This is a genomic window from Paractinoplanes hotanensis (genome assembly GCF_023717965.1).
GTDB classification, from domain to species: Bacteria; Actinomycetota; Actinomycetes; order Mycobacteriales; family Micromonosporaceae; genus Actinoplanes; species Actinoplanes polyasparticus.
On record NZ_JAMQOL010000024.1, the window covers coordinates 1 to 18634 of the forward strand.

Annotated in this window: 13 protein-coding genes; 5 read left to right on the forward strand and 8 right to left on the reverse strand. The window is 71.9% G+C overall.

Annotated features, from left to right (window positions below; genetic code table 11):
- The 3 genes from LXN57_RS19355 to LXN57_RS19365 form a co-directional block, all read right to left on the reverse strand.
- The coding region (locus tag LXN57_RS19355) for a hypothetical protein (RefSeq protein WP_251799580.1) at window positions 1-214 on the reverse strand (214 nt) is incomplete at its 3' end.
- Between the two features lie 31 nt (window positions 215-245).
- Window positions 246-1658, reverse strand: coding sequence for an SDR family NAD(P)-dependent oxidoreductase (locus LXN57_RS19360; RefSeq protein WP_251799581.1), 1413 nt, complete (start codon window positions 1656-1658; stop codon window positions 246-248).
- Between the two features lie 277 nt (window positions 1659-1935).
- Window positions 1936-2847: a LysR family transcriptional regulator gene (locus LXN57_RS19365; RefSeq protein WP_251799582.1), complete on the reverse strand. Its 912-nt coding sequence runs from the start codon at window positions 2845-2847 to the stop codon at window positions 1936-1938.
- A 70-nt stretch (window positions 2848-2917) separates the two neighbouring features.
- Here LXN57_RS19365 and LXN57_RS19370 point away from each other — a divergent pair, with 70 nt between their 5' ends.
- Both LXN57_RS19370 and LXN57_RS19375 read left to right on the forward strand, forming a co-directional pair.
- Entirely contained in the window at window positions 2918-3823 is a 906-nt protein-coding gene (locus LXN57_RS19370; protein WP_251799583.1) for a DMT family transporter, read from the forward strand.
- Window positions 3824-4140: 317 nt separating this feature from the next.
- Window positions 4141-4878 (forward strand): SDR family NAD(P)-dependent oxidoreductase, encoded by a 738-nt coding sequence (locus tag LXN57_RS19375; protein WP_251799584.1) that lies wholly within the window; start codon window positions 4141-4143, stop codon window positions 4876-4878.
- Between the two features lie 22 nt (window positions 4879-4900).
- On the opposite strand, the gene LXN57_RS19380 is transcribed toward LXN57_RS19375, so the two are convergent.
- Window positions 4901-10306 carry an MMPL family transporter gene (locus tag LXN57_RS19380; protein ID WP_251799585.1) on the reverse strand — a complete coding sequence of 1802 codons (5406 nt, stop codon included), beginning with the start codon at window positions 10304-10306 and terminating at the stop codon, window positions 4901-4903.
- A 62-nt stretch (window positions 10307-10368) separates the two neighbouring features.
- A complete protein-coding gene (locus LXN57_RS19385; RefSeq protein WP_251799586.1) occupies window positions 10369-11262 on the reverse strand; it encodes a hypothetical protein in 894 nt (297 codons plus the stop codon).
- A 240-nt stretch (window positions 11263-11502) separates the two neighbouring features.
- On the opposite strand from LXN57_RS19385, the gene LXN57_RS19390 reads away from it, so the two are divergent.
- Entirely contained in the window at window positions 11503-12123 is a 621-nt protein-coding gene (locus LXN57_RS19390) for an FKBP-type peptidyl-prolyl cis-trans isomerase (protein ID WP_251799587.1), read from the forward strand.
- A 14-nt stretch (window positions 12124-12137) separates the two neighbouring features.
- Here the strand turns inward: LXN57_RS19390 and yaaA are convergent, their stop codons facing one another.
- Window positions 12138-12935, reverse strand: coding sequence for a peroxide stress protein YaaA (gene yaaA, locus LXN57_RS19395; RefSeq protein WP_251799588.1), 798 nt, complete (start codon window positions 12933-12935; stop codon window positions 12138-12140).
- Between the two features lie 9 nt (window positions 12936-12944).
- The gene (locus LXN57_RS19400) at window positions 12945-13280 is read right to left on the reverse strand and encodes an STAS domain-containing protein (RefSeq protein WP_251799589.1); all 336 of its coding nucleotides are present in this window, start codon (window positions 13278-13280) and stop codon (window positions 12945-12947) included.
- Window positions 13281-13460: 180 nt separating this feature from the next.
- Between LXN57_RS19400 and pgm the strand changes: the two genes are divergently transcribed.
- Together pgm and LXN57_RS19410 are read left to right on the forward strand one after the other, a co-directional pair.
- On the forward strand, window positions 13461-15104 hold the full coding sequence (gene pgm / locus LXN57_RS19405; RefSeq protein WP_251799590.1) for a phosphoglucomutase (alpha-D-glucose-1,6-bisphosphate-dependent): 1644 nt from the start codon (window positions 13461-13463) through the stop codon (window positions 15102-15104).
- Window positions 15105-15174: 70 nt separating this feature from the next.
- Window positions 15175-17484 carry a putative bifunctional diguanylate cyclase/phosphodiesterase gene (locus LXN57_RS19410; protein ID WP_251799591.1) on the forward strand — a complete coding sequence of 770 codons (2310 nt, stop codon included), beginning with the start codon at window positions 15175-15177 and terminating at the stop codon, window positions 17482-17484.
- Here the strand turns inward: LXN57_RS19410 and LXN57_RS19415 are convergent.
- Window positions 17388-18416 carry an FAD-dependent oxidoreductase gene (locus LXN57_RS19415; RefSeq protein ID WP_251799592.1) on the reverse strand — a complete coding sequence of 343 codons (1029 nt, stop codon included), beginning with the start codon at window positions 18414-18416 and terminating at the stop codon, window positions 17388-17390. The genes LXN57_RS19410 and LXN57_RS19415 overlap by 97 nt on opposite strands.
- Window positions 18417-18634: the final 218 nt, after the last annotated feature.

Sequence of the window (18634 nt, forward strand, 5' to 3'; positions counted from 1 at the left end):
CCGCGACCGTCGTGACGGTGACCGTCGTGACGGTGACCGTCGTGACGGTGACCGCCGTGACGGTGACCGCCGCGATGGCGACCGCCGTGACGGTGACCGCCGCGATGGCGACCGCCGTGACGGTGACCGCCGTGATGGTGACCGCCGTGATGGTGACCGTCGCGATGGCTGACCTGCGGTCCCACAGCTGATAGAGCGACACGCGGCTAGCCACGACCCATCGCGGGTCGTGGCTCGTCCGCGCGTCACCAGTCGACCGGGGCGTAGTCCTTCAGGAAGACGCCGTACAGGTCCTCGCCCTTCTCGCCGCGCACAATCGGGTCGTACACCCGGGCTGCGCCGTCGACCAGGTCGAGCGGGGCGTGGAAGCCCTCCTCGGCGAGCCGCATCTTGGTCGGGTGCGGGCGTTCGTCGGTGATCCAGCCCGTGTCGACGCTGGTCATCAGGATGCCGTCGGCGAACATGTCGACCGCGCTGGTGCGGGTCAGCATGTTGAGCGCGGCCTTCGCCATGTTGGTGTGCGGGTGCCCGGCGCCCTTGTAGCCGCGGGCGAAGATGCCCTCCATGGCCGACACGTTCACCACGTAGCGCCGCGGGTGCGGCGAGCGCGTCATCGCCGTACGCAAGCGGCTGACCAGCACGAACGGGGCCGTGACGTTGCAGAGCTGCACCTCCAGCAGTTCCAGCGGGTCGACCTCGTGCACGCGGTCGCTCCAGCTGTTCGTCGGCGCGGTGTCGGGCACCAGGCCGCCGGCGTCGATAGCCACCGACCGGGCGGTCAGCGCCATCTCGGTGATCTGCTGCGGCGTGAGCACGGGAGCGCCCGAAGTCAGCGCGGCGGCCGGCGAGGCGCCCGCGGTGCCGAAATACTCCAGCTCGGGCAGCGGCCCGTCGGGCAGGGGCTCGGCCTCGGCGGCGGCGATGGCCGCGTACGAACCGGGCGAGCGACGCACCGTCTGGGCCGCGTTGTTGACGAGGATGTCGAGGTGGCCCCGGGCCGCCACCGAGTCGGCCAGCCCGACCACCTGGGCCGGGTCGCGCAGGTCGAGGCCCACCACCCGCAGCCGGTGCAGCCACTCGGCGCTGTCCGGCATGGCGGAGAATCGCCGCACCGCGTCGTGCGGGAAGCGCGTGGTGATCGTCAGGTCGGCGCCGTCGCGCAGCAGCCGCAGCGCGATGTACATGCCGATCTTGGCGCGGCCGCCGGTGAGCAGCGCCCGCCGGCCGGTGAGGTCGGTGCGGGCGTCCCGGCGGTCGTGGTTGAGGACGGCGCAGTCCGGGCAGAGCTGGTGGTAGAACGCGTCGACCTGGGTGAACCGCTGCTTGCAGACGTAGCAGCCGCGCGCCTGCCGCAGCACCCCGGCGGTGCCCGACCCGACCGAGGTGCGCAGCGGGATGCCCGCCGTCTCGTCGTCGATCCGCCCCGGCGCGCCGGTGGCCGTCGCCTCGGTGACCGCACGGTCGGCGGCCAGGATCGCGTCGCGTCGCTCCCGCCGGCGCGTGAGCTTCACCGTCTTGAACAGCCCGGCGGTGGCCCGCCGCACCGCGACCGCGTCGGGGTGTTCCGCGGGCAGCGCCTCCACCTCGGCGATCACCGAAAGGCAGAGCGCCAGGCGCTCCGCATCAACCCTGGCGGCCGTCACAGGTTCGCCCGTCATGCCCACTGACCATCCCTCACAAGCAAATTCTGACCTAGGAACTGTACTGATCCCGCAAATTCATCGGCCGCGGCCATCCCGTACGAAGAGCTTCCCACCGACTTCCGCTTCCACCACGGCCTGTGGATGGGGGACGTGCCGGTTCGGCGGGCTGTGGAAAACTCGGCGGCGAAATTTGGCGTTGTCTCTAGGGTGGGGGTCCCCCAGGGCGGGTGGGCTGTGGGGGCTGTGGGCTGTGGGGGCTGTGGGCTGTGGGGGCTGTGGGCTGTGGGGGCTGTCAGGCCGGCACGGGGAGGCCGGCGACAGTGTCTCGCAGGGCCTGGACCAGGGCGTCCGTCAGCGGATTGGGGCGACGGCGCGGGGTGACGATGCCGATGTAGCGGCACGGGCAGGGTGGGGCCAGCGGCACGGCGGCGAGGCCGGGCTGGGCCCCAGCGGTCAGGGCGATCTGGGGAATCATGCTGATGCCGACCTCGGCCCGCACCAGCGACTGGGCGAAGACGTAGTCGGTGCCGCGGCACGCCGTGCGGATCTCGAAGCCGGCCAGGGCCGCGTAGTGCCCGAGCATGTCGACGATCTCGAGGCAGCCGTGGACCCAGCGCTCGCCGGCCAGTTCGGCGATGGTGACCGACTCGCGGCCGGCCAGGGGGTGCGCCGCGGGCAACACGATCCACATCGGGTCGTCCAGGAGCGGCGCATAGGTGAGGCCGGAGCGGTCTCCCGGTCGTACGGGGGGAAGCTCGTCGAAGTGATAGACGAGCGCGAGGTCGGCGGCGCCGGAGCGCACGAGGGGCAGGGCGTCCTCGGGCTCGTTCTCGAGGACGGTGAACTCGACGCCTGGCCGTTCGGCGGCGAACCGGGTCAGCGCGGCGGGCAGCAGGCTCTGGCCACCGCTGGTGAACGTGGCCACGGTCAGGCTGTCGGCCGCGCCCAGCCGGGCTATCTCGTGCTCGGCGTGGGCCAGCTCGGCCGCGATCGCCTCGCCCGCGTCGACCAGCACCCGCCCGGCGCCGGTGAGCTCGACCCCGCGTGTGCTGCGGAGGACGACCGCCGTCCCGAGTTCGCGCTCCAGGGTGGCGATCTGCTGCGACACGGCCGACGGGGTCAGGCGCAGGGAGGTCGCGGCCCGGTTGAAGCTGCCGAGCCGCGCCACCTCGCGGAGCACGGCCACGCGGCGTACGTCGATCATAAGCTCACCTAATCACCACATCAGCAAGTCGGTACTACCGCTTACTACCGTACGGGAGCAGTGTCGAGGTGTGAATCGACGCGCCTGGTTTCTCTTCCTCGTGGTCTCGGTGCTCTGGGGCATCCCGTACTTCCTGATCAAGATCGCCATCGAGGACCTGTCGCCGCTGCTCGTGGTCTTCGGCCGGGTGGCGATCGCCGCGCTCGTGCTGCTGCCGATTGCCGCCGCCCGGGGCTCGCTGGCCAAGCTGCGCGGCCGCATGGGCCCAGTGGTCGTGCTGTCGTTCATCCACATCCTCGGGCCGTTCCTGCTGATCACGTACGGCGAGACGCACATCAGCTCCTCGCTGACCGGCCTGCTCATCGCCGTCGAACCGGTGGCGATCGCGCTGCTCATGGCGCGCTCCGAGCGGCTCACCCCGATCCGCGTCGCCGGTCTCGTGCTCGGCTTCGGCGGCGTCGCGCTGCTGGTCGGCCTGGACCTCTCCGGCGACCGCCTGGGCCTGCTCGGCGCCGGCATGGTCCTGGTGGCCGCGATCCTCTACGCGGTCGCCACGATGCTCGTGCAGCGCCGCCTGTCCGACGTGCCCACCGAATCGCTGGTCGGCGCCACCACCGGCATCACCGCGCTGGCGCTGCTCCCTTTCACGGTCTTCGCGCTGCCCACCGAACCCGTGCGAACCGAGGCCTGGGCGTCCCTGGCAGTGCTGGGCGTCTTCTGTACGGCGCTGGCCCTGCTCGCCTTCTACCAGCTCATCCACCAGGTCGGTTCGACCCGCGCCGGCCTGGTCACCTACGTGAACCCGGTGGTCGCCGTGCTGCTCGGCGTGGCCCTGCTCGACGAGCACTTCGGCCTCAGCACGCTCGCCGGCTTCGCCCTCGTCGCCGCCGGCTGCTGGCTCTCGACCCGCCCAGCGCCCGCCCTGCCAGCGCCGACGCAAACGCTACTCGCCACAGCCCTGGCCGAACACCGCTAGTCGTGCTACTGGGCCACCACACACCCCCGCCCACCCAGGGGCAGCGGAGCGATCCTAGAACTTTCCGCAACCGCCCCCTGAGTTATCCACAGCCCACCGTCAGTGAACGGCCCGGTGTAGCGATCGTCGCGATCGGGCACCATCAGGACAGGCGAGGCCGAGCGACCCAGCGCCAGCGGGCCGCTCGGCCTCGCCGCCTCGCTGCGCCGTCACGTTCGCGCTGGTCGCCCTCTGCGGGTCGTTCGTCCGGCGGGGTCGTTCCGCACATCGATCTTCACCTGGTCTTTTTCCGGGTTGATCGGCATAAGGTGAACGCCATGGGGCGGCGGATTCTGATCACTGGGGCTCGGCGTGGCATCGGGGCGGCCATCGCCGTCGGGCTGGCCCGGCCGGGGCACAAGTTGTGGCTGCATCATCTGGCCGCCGCCGAGGAAGCCGAGAGCGTCGCCCGGCTCTGCCGCGATCTGGGAGCCGAGGCCACGCTGCTCGACGCCGACCTGGGCGACCCCGGCGCGGTGCGCGACCTGGCCGACCGCGCCGGATCCATCGACGTGCTGGTCAACAACGCGGCCAAGGCCTCCAACGTGGACTTCGCCGAGCTGCCGCTTCCCGAGTGGCAGCAGACGTTCGCGGTCAACGTCACCGCGCCGATGCTGCTCGCCCAGGCGCTCAGCGCGGGCATGGCCGAGCGGGGCTGGGGCCGCATCGTCAACGTGGTCTCGCCGACCGTGCGGATGGGCGGCCCGTCCGGCCCGGCCTACGTGTCGAGCAAAGCGGCGCTGATCGGCCTCACCCGGTCGCTGGCCCGCGCGCTCGGTCCGGCCGGGATCACGGTCAACGCGCTGTCGCCGGGCGCCATCCGCACCGAGGGCGAGGCCGAGCTGGCCGGGGGACGTGACGTCGAGGCGCACGCCCCGCTGCTGGCCACCCAGGCGCTGCCGAGGGCGTTGGTCCCGGAGGACCTGGTCGCCACCGTACGGCTGCTGGTCTCGGAGGGCTCGGGCGCGCTCACCGGCCAGGTGCTCGAGGTCGGCGGCGGCCTGGTCTTCCGCTGAGCCCTCCGTCGTCCGGCCGGCGCTACTCGGCCGGCTTGTCGCTGTCGGGCTTGCGACGCGGTTTCGGCAGCTGGTCGGCCAGCGTGGCCGGTCGGCGTGCGGGCTTCGGCGCCTCGGCCGGGCGGTTCGTCTTCTCCGAGGTCGCGCGACGGGAACGGCTGCTGTACTGCGCCAGGTCGGCCGGGCGCGACTCCCGCAGGTGGTCACCGAGGTCGGCCGGGCGGGTCTCGCGCAGGTGGTCACCGAGGTCGGCGGGCCGGCGCGGGGGCGCCGACGGCGACGCGTGCGCCGGGGAGGGGTCGACCGGCGGGGCCGCCTCCAGGGCCGGCTGGGCCGGTGGCGTTGCCGGGCCGGCGGCCTCCTGGCCGGGCCGGAACGAGTACGGCTGTTGCCCCAGCGTCGCGGGCCGCCGCAGCGGGGTCGGGTCCGGCTCGGCGCCCCGGCGCGGGGAGAAGACTCCACCCAGGTCCGTGCGTCGCCCGCTGGTCTCGGCGACTGACGGGTCGGTCCGCGGCGGCTCGCCGGCGGACGGACGGGCCAACTCGGAACGGGGCGGCAGCGGATCAGCGGCGGGCGGCAACAGGGGCCGCCGGGGCAGCGGTTCGGCCACGGACGCGCTCGACGGCTCCGGCAGCGGCGGCGCGGAGCGCTGAGGCGGCACGATCCGCGAGGGCAGGGGTTCGGTCGCGGCGGGCGGTGTGACGTTCCGTCGGGGCAGAGGCTCTGTTGCGGCGGGCGGTGTGATGTTTCGTTGAGGGAGGGGCTCTGTTGCGGCGGGCGGCGTGACCCTCCGTCGCGGCCGGGGGTCGGCGGCGGTCTCGGCGGCCGGGGTGAGGCGTTTCGGCAGCGGATCCGCGCCCGTTCCGGGCACGAAAGGTACCGAGCGAGGGGAATCGGCGGCGGTCCCGGGGGCCGGCGCGGGGCGCTTCGTCCGGGGCTCGGCGGCCGGCGCGGGGCGCTTCGGCAGCGGGTCGGTCTTCGAGGTCGAGGATTCGAGGCGGCGGGCGCGTTCGATCGCGGTGGCGTCCAGCTGCCGGGTCGATTCGAGGCCGGGCACCTGGAGCCGCCGGGTGGCGTCGAGGTCGGGAGCTTTGAAGCTGCGGGTGACGTCGAGCTCCGGCTCGGGTTCCTCGACACTCGCCGGGGTCACGGCTGCGGCGTACGTCGACGCCGGCTCCGGCGTCGATACCGGCGAACTCGACGTCGATTCGGGAGCGGTGTCCGGGTAGCTCGACGTCGGCTCAGGTGCGGTGACCCGGAAGCTGGAGGTCGGCTCAGGCGCGGTGCTCGGGTAGCTCGACGTCGGCTCAGGTGCGGTGCTCGGGTAGCTCGACGACGCGGGAGTGGTGCTCGGGTAGGTCGGCGTCGGCTCGTCGGGTGTGGCGGCCGGTTGATCGGGAGTGGTGGGCTGGTCGAGGTCGGGCAGGACGATGCTGCCCGAGGTCGCCGGGTCGGGCGCCTCGAAGGTGCGGGCGACCTGCCGGTTCGGCGCCTCGAACTTGGGGGCTTCGAAGGTCGTCGTCGCATCCAGGTCGGGGGCGTCGAGGCTGCGCGTGAGGCTGAGGTCGGCGAGGTTGCGGGTGCTCTCGAAATCGGGCCGGTCGCCGAAGTAGGGGACCGTCGACTCCGGCGGGGACGGCAGCTCCAGCGAACTGGCGAACGTCCCGGCCGACGACGGCGCGAAGAAGAAGTCGTCGGGCGCCGAGTAGTCCGGGGGCGTGCTCCGCGACTCCGAGCGGTAGACGCCGGGCATCGGGTAGTACGGCTCCGGCAGGTACGAGGAAGCGAACAGCTGATCCGCTACGGGCTCGCCCTCGACCACCTCGTCGGCAACCGGATCCTCAACGGCAGCCGCCGAGGCTTCGGCGATCGGCGGCGCGGAATTCTCAGCGGTCGGCGAGGTAGCGGCGTCAGCGACGGGCGACCGGTAGCCCTCGGCGGTCGGCGAGGTAACGGTGTCGGCGCCGAAAGACGGGTGGCCCTCACTGGTCGGCGAGGTAGCGGCTTCAGCGACGGACGACGGGTGATCCTCGGCGATCGACGAGCCAGCGGCTTCAGCGACCGGCGACTGCCGACCCTCGCCGACTACCGATTCGTCGCCATCTGCGACCGGCGAGTCGGCGACCAGCGTGGCGTCACCGGCCGCCGGGGCAGTGGTTTCGGCGACCGGCGAGGAGTCGTCGCCAGCGGCCGTCGGCGCGCTCAGGCTAGGCGAGGCCGAGGGCGCATCCTCAGCGAGCAGTGAGCGGTTGTCGCCCGCGAACGGCGATGGGTCTTCGTCTACGGCCGTCGGGGCAGTAGTTCCCGTAACCGACAGGGGGTAGTCGTCGGCGGTTGCCGGCGCGCTGGGGGTGAGTGACGTCGAGGGCGCATCTTCGGTGAGCGGCGAGCGGTTGTCGTCCGCGAACGGCGATGGGTCGTCGTCATCGGCCGGTACGCCAGTGGCTTCGGCAATGAGCCGGGGGCCGTTGTCGGCGTTTGCCGGCGCGCTGGGGATGAGTGATGTTGAGGGCGCATCCTCAGGGACCGACGAGCGGTCTTCGCCCACGGCCGCCGACAGATCATCGTCAACAGACGGCGAAGCGGTGCTCTGAGCGGTCGGCGAAGGATCGTCGTCAACGATCGCCGACGCGTCATCCTCAGCGACCGGCGGGGCAGTGCCCTCAGCAATCGGTGCGGCGCCGGGTTCATCGGCGTCCGCAGAGTCAGCATCCACCGAGCTGATCTCATCGGAAGCACCGGAAGTAGGAGCCGAGGCAGCGGAAGCAGAACCCGAAGCGGCCGGAGCCGGAGCCGTCGGGGCAGCCGGGGCCGGAGCGGGCGAAGTTGAAGTGGCCGAAGCCGAAGCAGACGGGATAGAAGCGGCCTGCGCCGAGGGCTTCTCGTTCGAAGAAGCGGCGGTCAGGTCAACGTCGGGCGAGGCGTCGACCGCCTTCGCGGCGTCGTCCGCCGCGGGAGAGGCGGCGTCGTCCGCCGCGGGAGAGGCTGCGGCGGGGTGCTCGTCGACGATTTCCGCGTCGACGTGCTCGTCGTCCGGTTCGTCGTTTTCGGCCGGCGCGACCTCGTCGTCCTCGATGATCTCGGCGTCGACGATGTCGTCGTCCGCGGGCGGGGGCGGCGTCTCGCCGGTGATCTTCGGGAGGAGCTGGGTGGCTGCTTCCTCCCCGATGGGCAGCGGCCGCGCCATCATCCCCGGCGGCAGCAGCATCACGCCCGCCGCCTCGCGGTCCCAGGCGGAGTACTTCGGGGCTGATGGCCCCGGCGGCAGCGCGAGCACCACCGTGGACTCGCCCACCACTTGCCGCGCGGACGGCAACGCCGGCGGCTCTTCGCCCGCGTGCTCGGACAGGCCGGCCTTCTCCTGCAACCTTCGCAGTGCCGCCGGCGCCCACCAGGCCGCGTTGCCCAGCAGCCCCAGCACGGCGGGCACGAGCAGCATCCGGACGACCGTGGCGTCCAGCAGCAGCGCCACGATCATGCCGACGCCCACGAACCTCATGGTCGTCACCGACGACAGCGCGAACGCGCCGGTCACCACGATCAGCAGCACCGCCGCCGCGCTGATCACCCGGCCCGTACGGGCCAGGCCGATCGTCACCGCCTCGTTGGTCGAGGCGCCGTGGGCCCGCGCCTCCACCATGCGGGAGAGCAGGAAGACCTCGTAGTCGGTGGACAGCCCGAAGACCACGGCCGCCATCAGCACGACGATGCCCGCTTCGAGCGGCGCCGGCGTCACGTCGAGCCAGGAGGCGCCGTGGCCGTCCTGGAAGATCCAGACCAGGACGCCGAAGGTGGCGCTGAGGCTCAGCGCGCTCATCACCACCGCCTTGATCGGCAGCAGGATCGAGCCGAACGCGAAGAACATCAGCAGCAGCGTCGCCCCGACCAGCATGGCGACCATCAACGGCAGTTTCGCCGCGGTGGCCGCGAGGCTGTCGACGTTGCGGGCCGTCGTGCCGCCGACCAGCAGCTCGGCGCCGTTGGGCACGGGCAGCGAACGGATCTGGTCGACCACCTCGCGCGCCTCGGTGCTGAACGGGTCGGAGGTGCGCAGCGCCGCGTTGAAGACGGTGATGTCGCCCGCGCGCTGGGCCGGGCCGATCTGGGCGAGGCCGGGGATCTGGCGCAGCGTGACCGCGAACCCGGCCGAGTCGGCCTGGCCGCGCAGCACGATCGGCAAGCCGTTGCTGCTGAGCTGCGGATAGTCGGCCTTGAGAGTCTCGATGGCCTGCCGGGCCGAGTTGCCCGCGGGCAGGGTGCGCTCGTCGGCCTCGCCGAACCGGACGCCGGCGATCGGCGCCGCGAGCACGATCAGGCCGGCCAGGATGGGCAGCGCCACCACGACCGGGCGGCGCAGCACCGCGGCGGCCAGGCGACCCCAGAAGGTGCCTTCCCGGCTGCGGCCGGGCAGCTTGATCGGCAGCTTGTCGACGCGGGGGCCGAGGATGGCCAGGAGCGCGGGCAGCAACGTCAGGGACAGGAGCGCGGCCAGGCCGACCGCGGCCAGACCGCCGTACGCCAGGGACTTGAGGAAACCCTGCGGGAACAGCAGCAGACCGGCCAGCGCGATCATCAGGAGGGTCGCCGAGAAGACGACCGTGCGCCCGGCGGTGGCGACCGTCCGGCGCACGGCCTCGGCCGGGGTTCGTCCGGCCGACTGCTCTTCGCGGAACCGGCCCACCATGAACAGGCCGTAGTCGATGGCCATGCCGAGGCCGAGCAGGCTGGCCACGTTGACCGCGAACGAGTTGACCTCGTGCACGCCGGCGACGGCGTGCAGGATGCCGAGCGATCCGAGGACGGCTGCCCCGCCCACGAGTACCGGCAGCGAGGCGGCGACCAGCGAGCCGAAGAGGAAGAGCAGCAGGATCAGGACGATCGGCAGCGAGATGATCTCGGCCTTGGCCAGGTCCTCGGTCGAGAGGGTGGAGGTCGTGTCGGCCAGCACGACAGCGCCGGCGAGCTGCACCGTGGTGCCCGGGACGGCGAGCTCGTCCTTGACCTCACGGTACGACTCGAGCTTGGCCCCGTCGTCCGCGCCGACCAGCGTGACCAGGGCGACGCCGCTGGCCTTGTCCTGGGCGACGAACTGGGGCGACCGGGTCGACCAGTACGACGTGCTGCTCTTCACGGCCGACTTGGGCAGCCCGGTCAGCCTGGCCCGGATGCGCTGGCCGAGCGCGACGTCGGTGATCTTGACCTTGGTCGGCGTGTAGATGACCACGAGGTCACCGCCCTGGGCGCCGAACGCCTTCTGGACGGCCTCGGTGGCCTGGGACGACTCGCTGTCCGGGTCGTTGTAGCCACCCTCGGTGAGCTGGCCGAAAACACCGAGCCCCCAGATGCCCGCGCTGATCACCGCGACGAGCGCGACGGACAGCACCGGCCACCGGAAGCGGGCGACCCACGATCCCCAGCCCGCGAACACGTCAACCCCTCTGGTCGTTCCTCACTACCGCCGGATCCCGGCTGGAGTGCTATGAGAACACTTCATGAAAGCGTCGCCGCTTCCAGGGCTACCCCTGCGCAACCTTTCCCATACGCGGCGTCGGTGGTCCAGGTCAGCCGTACCTGGCCGGACTTCGGCGCCTGGTAGGCCACGGTCAGAACCGCCGTGCGCAGCGTGTCACCGCGTTGCTCCAGAACGGTAGTGCCGGTGGACTCGCCCGTGCTCAGCCGCGCGGTCAGCTTTCCGCGTGCCGCGAAGACACCTACATAGAGCTTGAGGACACGCGGCGTGGTGCCGGCCGGCGCCGTGAGCGTAAACCCGTTGCCCTTGCCGCAGGTGCGGATGCCGGTCGTTGTGCCGGCGCTGCTCGCCACCGGGTCACCGCCGCTCCACGTGAACTTCTGCGGGCTCAGCGAGTGCCGGAAACGTGGCGCGGTCGGGGCGCCCTCGAGGATGCGGAAGTCGCCCTTTTTGTCCCGCTCGAGCGAGAATGTGCCGTCGAGCCCCCAGTGCACCCAGTCGCTCTCGCCCTCGGCCGGCAGGTCGACCACCGTGGGCACGGAGTCCTTGGCCAGCCGGAGCTGGTCGCGCGAGGGCGGCGGCACGGTGGTGGCCCGGGTGATGCTGGGTGACGGCGAGGGTGACGCGCTGCCCAGCGGAATGAGCCCCGGACTGCTGCTGCTACCGGTAGGCGGGGGCAGTCGCAGGTCGCCCAGGGCCGGCGCCGGCGGGTCGATGGGCGGGGCCGGCTCGTCGTTGCCCTTCAGCCCGCGGGTGGCGACGAAGCCGAACCCGATGACGACGAGCACCCCGGCCAGGATCACCGCGGCCGAGGAGAGCACCTCGTTCCACTGACGACCGCCTTCGGCGAACCCCGAGGAGCGGGCGCGATGGCCGGTCCGGCGCCTGCGGCGACCATCTGCGGTCGACGGCAACCGACCCTCCCGATCAACAGCACGAAAGTAATTCACCAATTCACAGCGCGAAGAGAGCTGTGCAGGGCGTCAACAATGGCACTTCGATGCGTGACGGTGAAGAGCGGAATGAGTGACCGCCCGTTCGGGTGATCACGGGCCTAGGTGGTTCGGACGAGGTTCCGCGTGGGCTTCGTCACGAGGACAGGTACCGTGTCCGAAGTTTCCGGCCGACGCCGATAACAGGAGAGTCGACGACATATGAGCACCGAGACCGCCCGACCCATCACCGGCGACACTGCCAAGCGCCGCAGCCAGGCCATTGCCGGCGCCGTCGCCGGGCTGGCCGTGGTCGCCGTCCTGGTGACCGTCTTCGTCACCGTGCGGGGCGGTGACCCCGAGCCCGCGACGCCACCGGCCGCCTCCGCCGCTGTGCCGTCGGAGCCCGGCGCGGAGGCCCCGACCGAGGCTGTGCCGTCGGAGGAAGCGCCGCCGGCCGCCGAGGGCCAGCCCGCGCCGGTCGACACCCCGGCCGCGCTGTCGAAGGAGCCCGTGGTCAAGGGCGGCACCGGCGCCGTCAGCAAGCTCAAGGTGACCGTCCTCGTGCCCGGCAAGGGCCCCGCGGTCAAGGCCGGCCAGACCGTCACGGCCAACTACGTGCTGGTCGGTTACAAGACCGGCCAGATCATCGACTCGTCGTGGCAGCGCGGCGAGCCGTTCAGCACCCCGATCGGCACCGGCCGCGTCATCCAGGGCTGGGACAAGAGCATCCCCGGCCAGAAGGTCGGCAGCCGCATCCAGATCGACGTGCCGGCCGCCCAGGCCTACGGCGACGAGCAGGGCGACCTGCGCTTCGTCGTCGACATCCTGGCCGCCAAGTAGGGCCGCCAAGTAGGTCAGAGCTCGGCCACCACGACGTCGAGCTGACGGGGGCGGCCCGCCGCGACGGGCTGCTCCTCGACGGTGTGTTTGAGGTCGCGCAGCGCCGCGACGATCTCGTCGACCGAGGCCGGTTCCGCGCCGGCCTCGGCCAGGGCCCGCACGATGCGGCCCTTGGTCGCCTTGTTGAAGTGGCTGACCACCGAGCGCCGGGCCACCCCGTCGACGACGCGTTCGTGCAGCACCCGTACGGTCGCCGTGCCGTTGCCGGGCGGGGTCCACATGGCGCCGTACGCGCCCGAACGCAGGTCGAGCACCGGCCCGCCGGCGGCCACCGGGTCGAGCGCCTTCGGCAACACCTTTTTCCAGTACGCCGTGAGCCCGCCCACCGACGGCAGGGTCACCCCGACCGAGAGCCGGTAGGCCGGGATCCGGTCGTCGAGGCGCACCACGCCCCACAACCCCGAGAACACGACGGCCCGCTGGTCGACCCAGGCCCGCGCCCCCGGGGCGAGGCTGTGCGCGTCCAGCGCCTCGTAGAGCACCCCGCTGTAGATCGAGGCAGCCGGCGCCGCCGGGGCCGAGTGCAGCACGGCGTTCCGGCTGACCTCGTCCACCTGCCCGGCCGAGAGTCCCAGCGTGGCCAGCGAATCGGCCACCGCCCGCGCGCTGGTGCGCCTGCTCATCGCCACGAGCCGGGTCAGCACCCGCTTCCGGGCCGTCCCGAGCGCCGGCAACCACAGCGCGCCCGGGTCGACGGGTTCACCCACGGTAGCGGCGGTCTTGCCCTCGGAAGGCGGCAGCAGAATCAGCACCCCGCGAGACTAACGTCCGGCCAGCGCGTCACCCACCGTCGGATAGACGCCCAGCCGCGAGGTCAGCCCGACCGTGTCCAGCAGCTGCTGGAGGAACTCGCCGGGCGCGGCCAGCCGCAACCAGCCCCCGCCGGCGGCGGCCCGGTTGTGACCCACGATCAGCGCGCTCAGCCCGGTCGAGTCGCAGAACTCGACGCCGGACAGGTCGACCACGATCCGGGGCTCCGGACGGCCGAGCACCTGGTCGAGCGTCGTCGTCAGGGTCGTCCCGCTGTCGATGTCGAGATGGCCACGGATCGTGACCACCACCGACGCGTCGCTGTTGTCGACCACCGAGACGTGCATGACGACCCCCGTTCTCCCACGCCGTTGTCAACGGGTTGTCTCTGCCCAATCGGTGACCGAAAGTCACCTTGTTGATGTACCGGAACTCAAGTGCCGGACAACGGAGTACCGATCCGCTGTCAGGGGCATGGGGTATCGATACGCTCCAGGCAGGTTCATGCCCCGAAGGAGGCCACCACCATGTCCGCCAACCCCCGCGCCGGACAGCCCGCCGAGCCGCGCGATCTCATCGACGTGCCCAAGGTGGTCTCGCGCTACTACACCGAGCACCCCGACCCGGGGGTCGTCGGCGAGCGCGTCGCGTTCGGCACCTCCGGCCACCGCGGGTCCAGCCTGCGCAACGCGTTCAACGAGGACCACATCGCCGCGACCAGCCAGGCGATCGTCGAGTACCGCCGGGCCCAGGGCACCGACGGTCCGCTGTTCCTCGGCCGTGACACCCACGCGCTCAGCGAGCCTGCCATGATCACCGCGCTCGAGGTGTTCGCGGCCAACGAGGTCACCACGCTGATCGACAGCCGCGACGGCTATACCCCGACCCCGGCCGTGTCGCACGCGATCCTCACCTACAACCGGGGCCGGTCGAGCGGCCTTGCCGACGGCGTGGTGGTCACGCCGTCGCACAACCCGCCCGACGACGGCGGCTTCAAGTACAACCCGCCCAACGGCGGCCCGGCCGACACCGACGCCACCACATGGATCCAGGACCGGGCGAACGAGCTCATCGCGGCCGGCCTGCGTGACGTCAAGCGGGTGCCGGCGTCCCGGGCCCTGCAGTCGTCCATGGTCTCCGGCTACGACTTCCTCGACGCGTACGTCGGCGACCTGCCCGCAGTCATCGACCTCGACGCGATCCGGTCGGCCGGGCTGCGCATCGGCGCCGATCCGCTGGGCGGGGCCAGTGTCGCCTACTGGGGCGCGATCGCCGAGCGGCACGCGCTCGACCTGACCGTGGTGAACCCGAACGTCGACCCGACCTTCGGCTTCATGACGCTCGACTGGGACGGCAAGATCCGGATGGACTGCTCCTCCCCGTACGCGATGGCGTCCCTGATCCAGCAGAAGGACCGTTTCCAGCTGGCCACCGGCAACGACGCCGACGCCGACCGGCACGGCATCGTCACGCCCGACGCGGGACTGATGAACCCCAACCACTACCTCGCGGTGGCGATCAACTATCTGTTCGCGGCCCGCACCGACTGGCCGGCCGGGGCCGCCATCGGCAAGACGCTGGTGTCGTCCTCGATGATCGACCGCGTCGCCGCCGACCTGGGCCGCCGCCTGGACGAGGTGCCGGTGGGGTTCAAGTGGTTCGTGCCCGGCCTGCTCGACGGCTCGATCGGCTTCGGCGGCGAGGAGAGCGCCGGCGGCTCGTTCCTGCGCCGCGACGGCGGCCCGTGGAGCACCGACAAGGACGGCCTGCTGCTCGACCTGCTCGCCTCCGAGATCCTCGCCGTCACCGGGCGCACGCCCAGCGAGCACTACCGCGACCTGACCGCGAAGTTCGGCGAGCCCGCGTACGCCCGGATCGACGCCCCCGCCACCCGCGACGAGAAGGCGGTGCTGGCCAAGCTCTCGCCCGAGCAGGTCACCGCCAAGGAGCTGGCCGGCGAGCCGATCACCGCCGTGCTGACCAGCGCGCCCGGCAACGGCGCCCCGATCGGCGGCCTCAAGGTCGTCACCGAGCCCGGCTGGTTCGCCGCCCGCCCGTCCGGCACCGAGGACGTTTACAAGATCTACGCCGAGTCCTTCCGTGGCCCCGACCATCTGGCCCGGATCCAGGAGGAGGCCCGGGCCGTGGTGTCGGCGGCGCTGCGGGGCTGAACTTCTCAGAAAACGCGTCCGGTGGCCGACAGGAAGGCGGTAGGGACCCCGACTAAGCCCTAGGACGCGCATGACTGAACCCGTGGGGCCCGCCGCCCGGCGTGCCGGTAGCGGGCTCACACCTCTGCTGGTCGCGATCGTGGCTGCCCTGGCGGTCACGGTGTGGCTTTTCGTGCGCGACCCGCAGGATGTGGTGCTCGGCTATATCGGCGGGCCCGTTGCCCTGATCGCCGCGGCGTGGTCGCTGCAACGCATCGGCTCCATGGTTGTGCTGCCGCGGGTCGTGCGCGCCTTCTGGCGCCAGCTCGGCCACGGCGCGGTCATCCTGCTGATCAGCTCGAGCACCGCGCTGGCGCTGGCCAACAACAACGCGGGCATGTCCACGTATGTCGCCGTGCCGATGCTGACCGGCATGTTCTGGGTGATGTCGGCCTTCCTGCGCCTGCCGATGGGCGACCGTACGCCGCTGGGCTGGGCCCGGGTGCTGCTGGACGGGGCCACCGTGGCCGTCGCGGGCGCCCTGATCTTCTGGTACGTGGTGCTCAGCTTCGCGCCGGCCGGCACCGATCTGGCCACCCGGTCCACGGCCGGTGTCGTCGGCGTGGCCGGCCTGCTCTGCCTGGTCGTCATCGGCAAGGCCGCGGGCCGCCCGGACGGCCCGATCGATTCCCTCTCGCTGCGCCTGCTGGCCGTCGCGCCGATGGTCGCGGTCGCCCTCGCCGTGCTGCTCATCGCCGGCAACGACTTCTTCCGCCTGCTGCTGTCGGTGCTCGGCAGCCCGCTCGTCGCCGTCTCGTTCGCCGCCGCCGCGTACCGGCAGCGGGTGGCCCTGCGACACCCGAACGCCGCCCCGGCCCCCGTACGCCGGCGGCGCTCGGTCTACGAGCTGATGCCTTTCATCGCCGTCGTCGCCACCGCCGCCCTGTTCACCACCGTCTCCGCTCAGCAGATGAACCGCCGCGAGCAGACGGTCATCATCGGCGCCGTGCTGATCACGGCGCTGGTCGTGGCTCGCCAGCTGATCGGGCTGAGCGACAACCGGCGGATGCTGAGCGGGCTGCGCGAGCAACAGGCCGAGCTCGAGCGGCTGGCGATGACCGACCCGCTGACCGGCCTGGCCAACCGCACCCGGTTCACGGCCGCGCTGGCCGAGCGCCTGACCGGGCACCAGGCGGCGACCGTGCTGCTGATCGACATCGACGACTTCAAGATGGTCAACGACACGATGGGCCCGGCCGTCGGCGACCAGCTGCTCTACCAGGTCGCGCAGCGGCTGCGGCGCACGCGGTCCGAGGTCGACCTGCCGGCCCGGCTCGGCGGCGACGAGTTCGCCGTGCTGCTCGACATCGAGGAGGAGGCCTCGGCCGAGGCGGCCGCCGACCGCCTCATCCAGGCCCTGGCCGAGCCGTTCAAGGTCGGCGAGCACCTGCTGCTGGCCCACGCCAGCGTGGGTGTGGCCATCGCCGGCTCCGGCGAGACCGCCGACGAGGTGCTGCGCAACGCCGACATCGCCATGTACGCGGCCAAGGAGGGCGGCAAGGCGGCCTGGGCGAGGTTCGAGCCGCGTATGCGGCAGGAGGTCGTCAACCACGCCCGCCTGGGCAGCGAGCTGCACAACGCGATCATCCGGCACGAGCTGTTCCTGCTCTACCAGCCGGTCTTCGACATCGTCACCGGCCGGCTGCACGGCGCCGAGGCGCTGGTGCGCTGGAAGCATCCCACGCGTGGTTTCGTCTCGCCGGGCGACTTCATCCCGGTCGCGGAGCGGTCCGGGCTCATCGTGCCGCTCGGCTCGTGGGTGCTGCGCGAGGCGTGCGAGCAGCTGGCCCGCTGGCAGCGGGAGCACGGCGAGGGCGCGATCAAGGCGATCAACGTCAACGTGGCGGTCCGGCAGCTGCGCGAGTCGGGCTTCGTCGACGAGGTGGCGACGGTGCTCAGCGAGACCGGCCTGCTGCCGCGCAACCTCGTGCTGGAGGTGACCGAGTCGTCGGTGGCCGACGGCCGTCAGGTGCGCGAGACGCTGCACGCCCTGCACGAGATGGGCGTACGGCTGGCCCTGGACGACTTCGGCACCGGCAGCTCCTCACTGAGCCTGTTGCGGGCCTTCCCGGTCGACGTCCTCAAACTCGACAAGTCGTTCGTCGACGGCATCGCCGACGGCGAGGACCGGGGCCGTCTGGCCGTGGCCGCGGCGGTCGCCCAGCTGGCCGAATACCTCCAGCTCAGCGCCGTCGCCGAGGGCATCGAGAACGAGACCCAGCTCAACCGCCTGCGCGAGATGGGCTACCGCTTGGGCCAGGGCTTCTTCATGGCCAAGCCCCTCCCGGCCGACGAGGCCGGCGCCCTCATGTCGAACGCGCCGGTCCTGCGCGCGGTCTGAGCCAGACGCAGCCCCGCGTCGGCCAGCGGCAGACCGACCTCCACAGCCAGGGCGAACAGCAGCGGATCGGCGAGCCGCCGCTGCCACCGCAGCGCGGGCCGGGCCTCGTCGACGGCGCGCGGCGCGTATTGGAGCAACCGGGCCTGATAGGCCGCCAGGGCCCGCTCCAACGGCATGGTGCTCAGATCACGGGCGAGATGAACGGCGTCCAGGATCGCCGTGCTCGCCCCTGCGCCGGCCGTCGGTGGCATGGGGTGGACGGCGTCGCCGAGCAGCGTCACGCGCCCGGCAGGCCACGGCTCGAGCGCCGCTGGGAAGTAGAACGGGAAAGCGGCCACGCTGCCGGGTTCGGAACCGTCGACCAGCGCGTGGAAGTCGCCGGTCCAGCTCGCCGTGAGCCGGTGCGCCAGCGCCTGCAGGTCGCCGTCGGCCGAATCCAGGGGAGCGGCGACCGACCAGACCACGTACGGGTCCTCGGCCGCCGGATCGTTTCCCCGCCCGGCCTGCAGGCTGAGGAAGGCGCCCACACCCGCTGGGCCGATCATGAACGCGAGCCCTTCGCGCAGGTCGGCCGGTATGCGCTGCGGAAGTCGCGCTCGCCCGGCCAGGCCGATGATCCCGGACCGGCGGGCCGTCGGCCGGCTCACCCACTGCTCGGCGATCCGTGAGCCGGTGCCGTCAGCCGCGACCACCAGGTCGAACTCGGCGCCCGGAGGCTCGGTCACCGTCGTGCCCCAGCGGATGTGACTCTCGAGGCCGCGGGCCAGGATGGCGCGCAACGGGCGGCGGCCGATCAGCAGCACCTCGCCGGAATGGCGGACCGGGATCCGCAGGCGGGTGCGGCCCCGGTGGTCGAGCACGGCGAACTGCTGGAACGCGTCGTTGCCGGCGCCGCAGTCACGCAGCGCCCGCACCGACGATTCCGGCAGCACCTCGGTGAGCGTTCCGGCGCCGTTTTCCTAGGTAGCTCACAAGCGCAACTGTCTTTCTGGCTCCGCTTCGCTGCGCGGGCGATCGCCCTTTTAGCTGGTGAGAAGGCAGGCCATTTTCCGCCGCCCGCAAAGAGCGCGGGCGTCGAAAAATGACATGCCATCTCACCAGCGGGCGATCGCCGGGTAGCTCAGTGGCTACGCGTTTACGCAGATTTGGC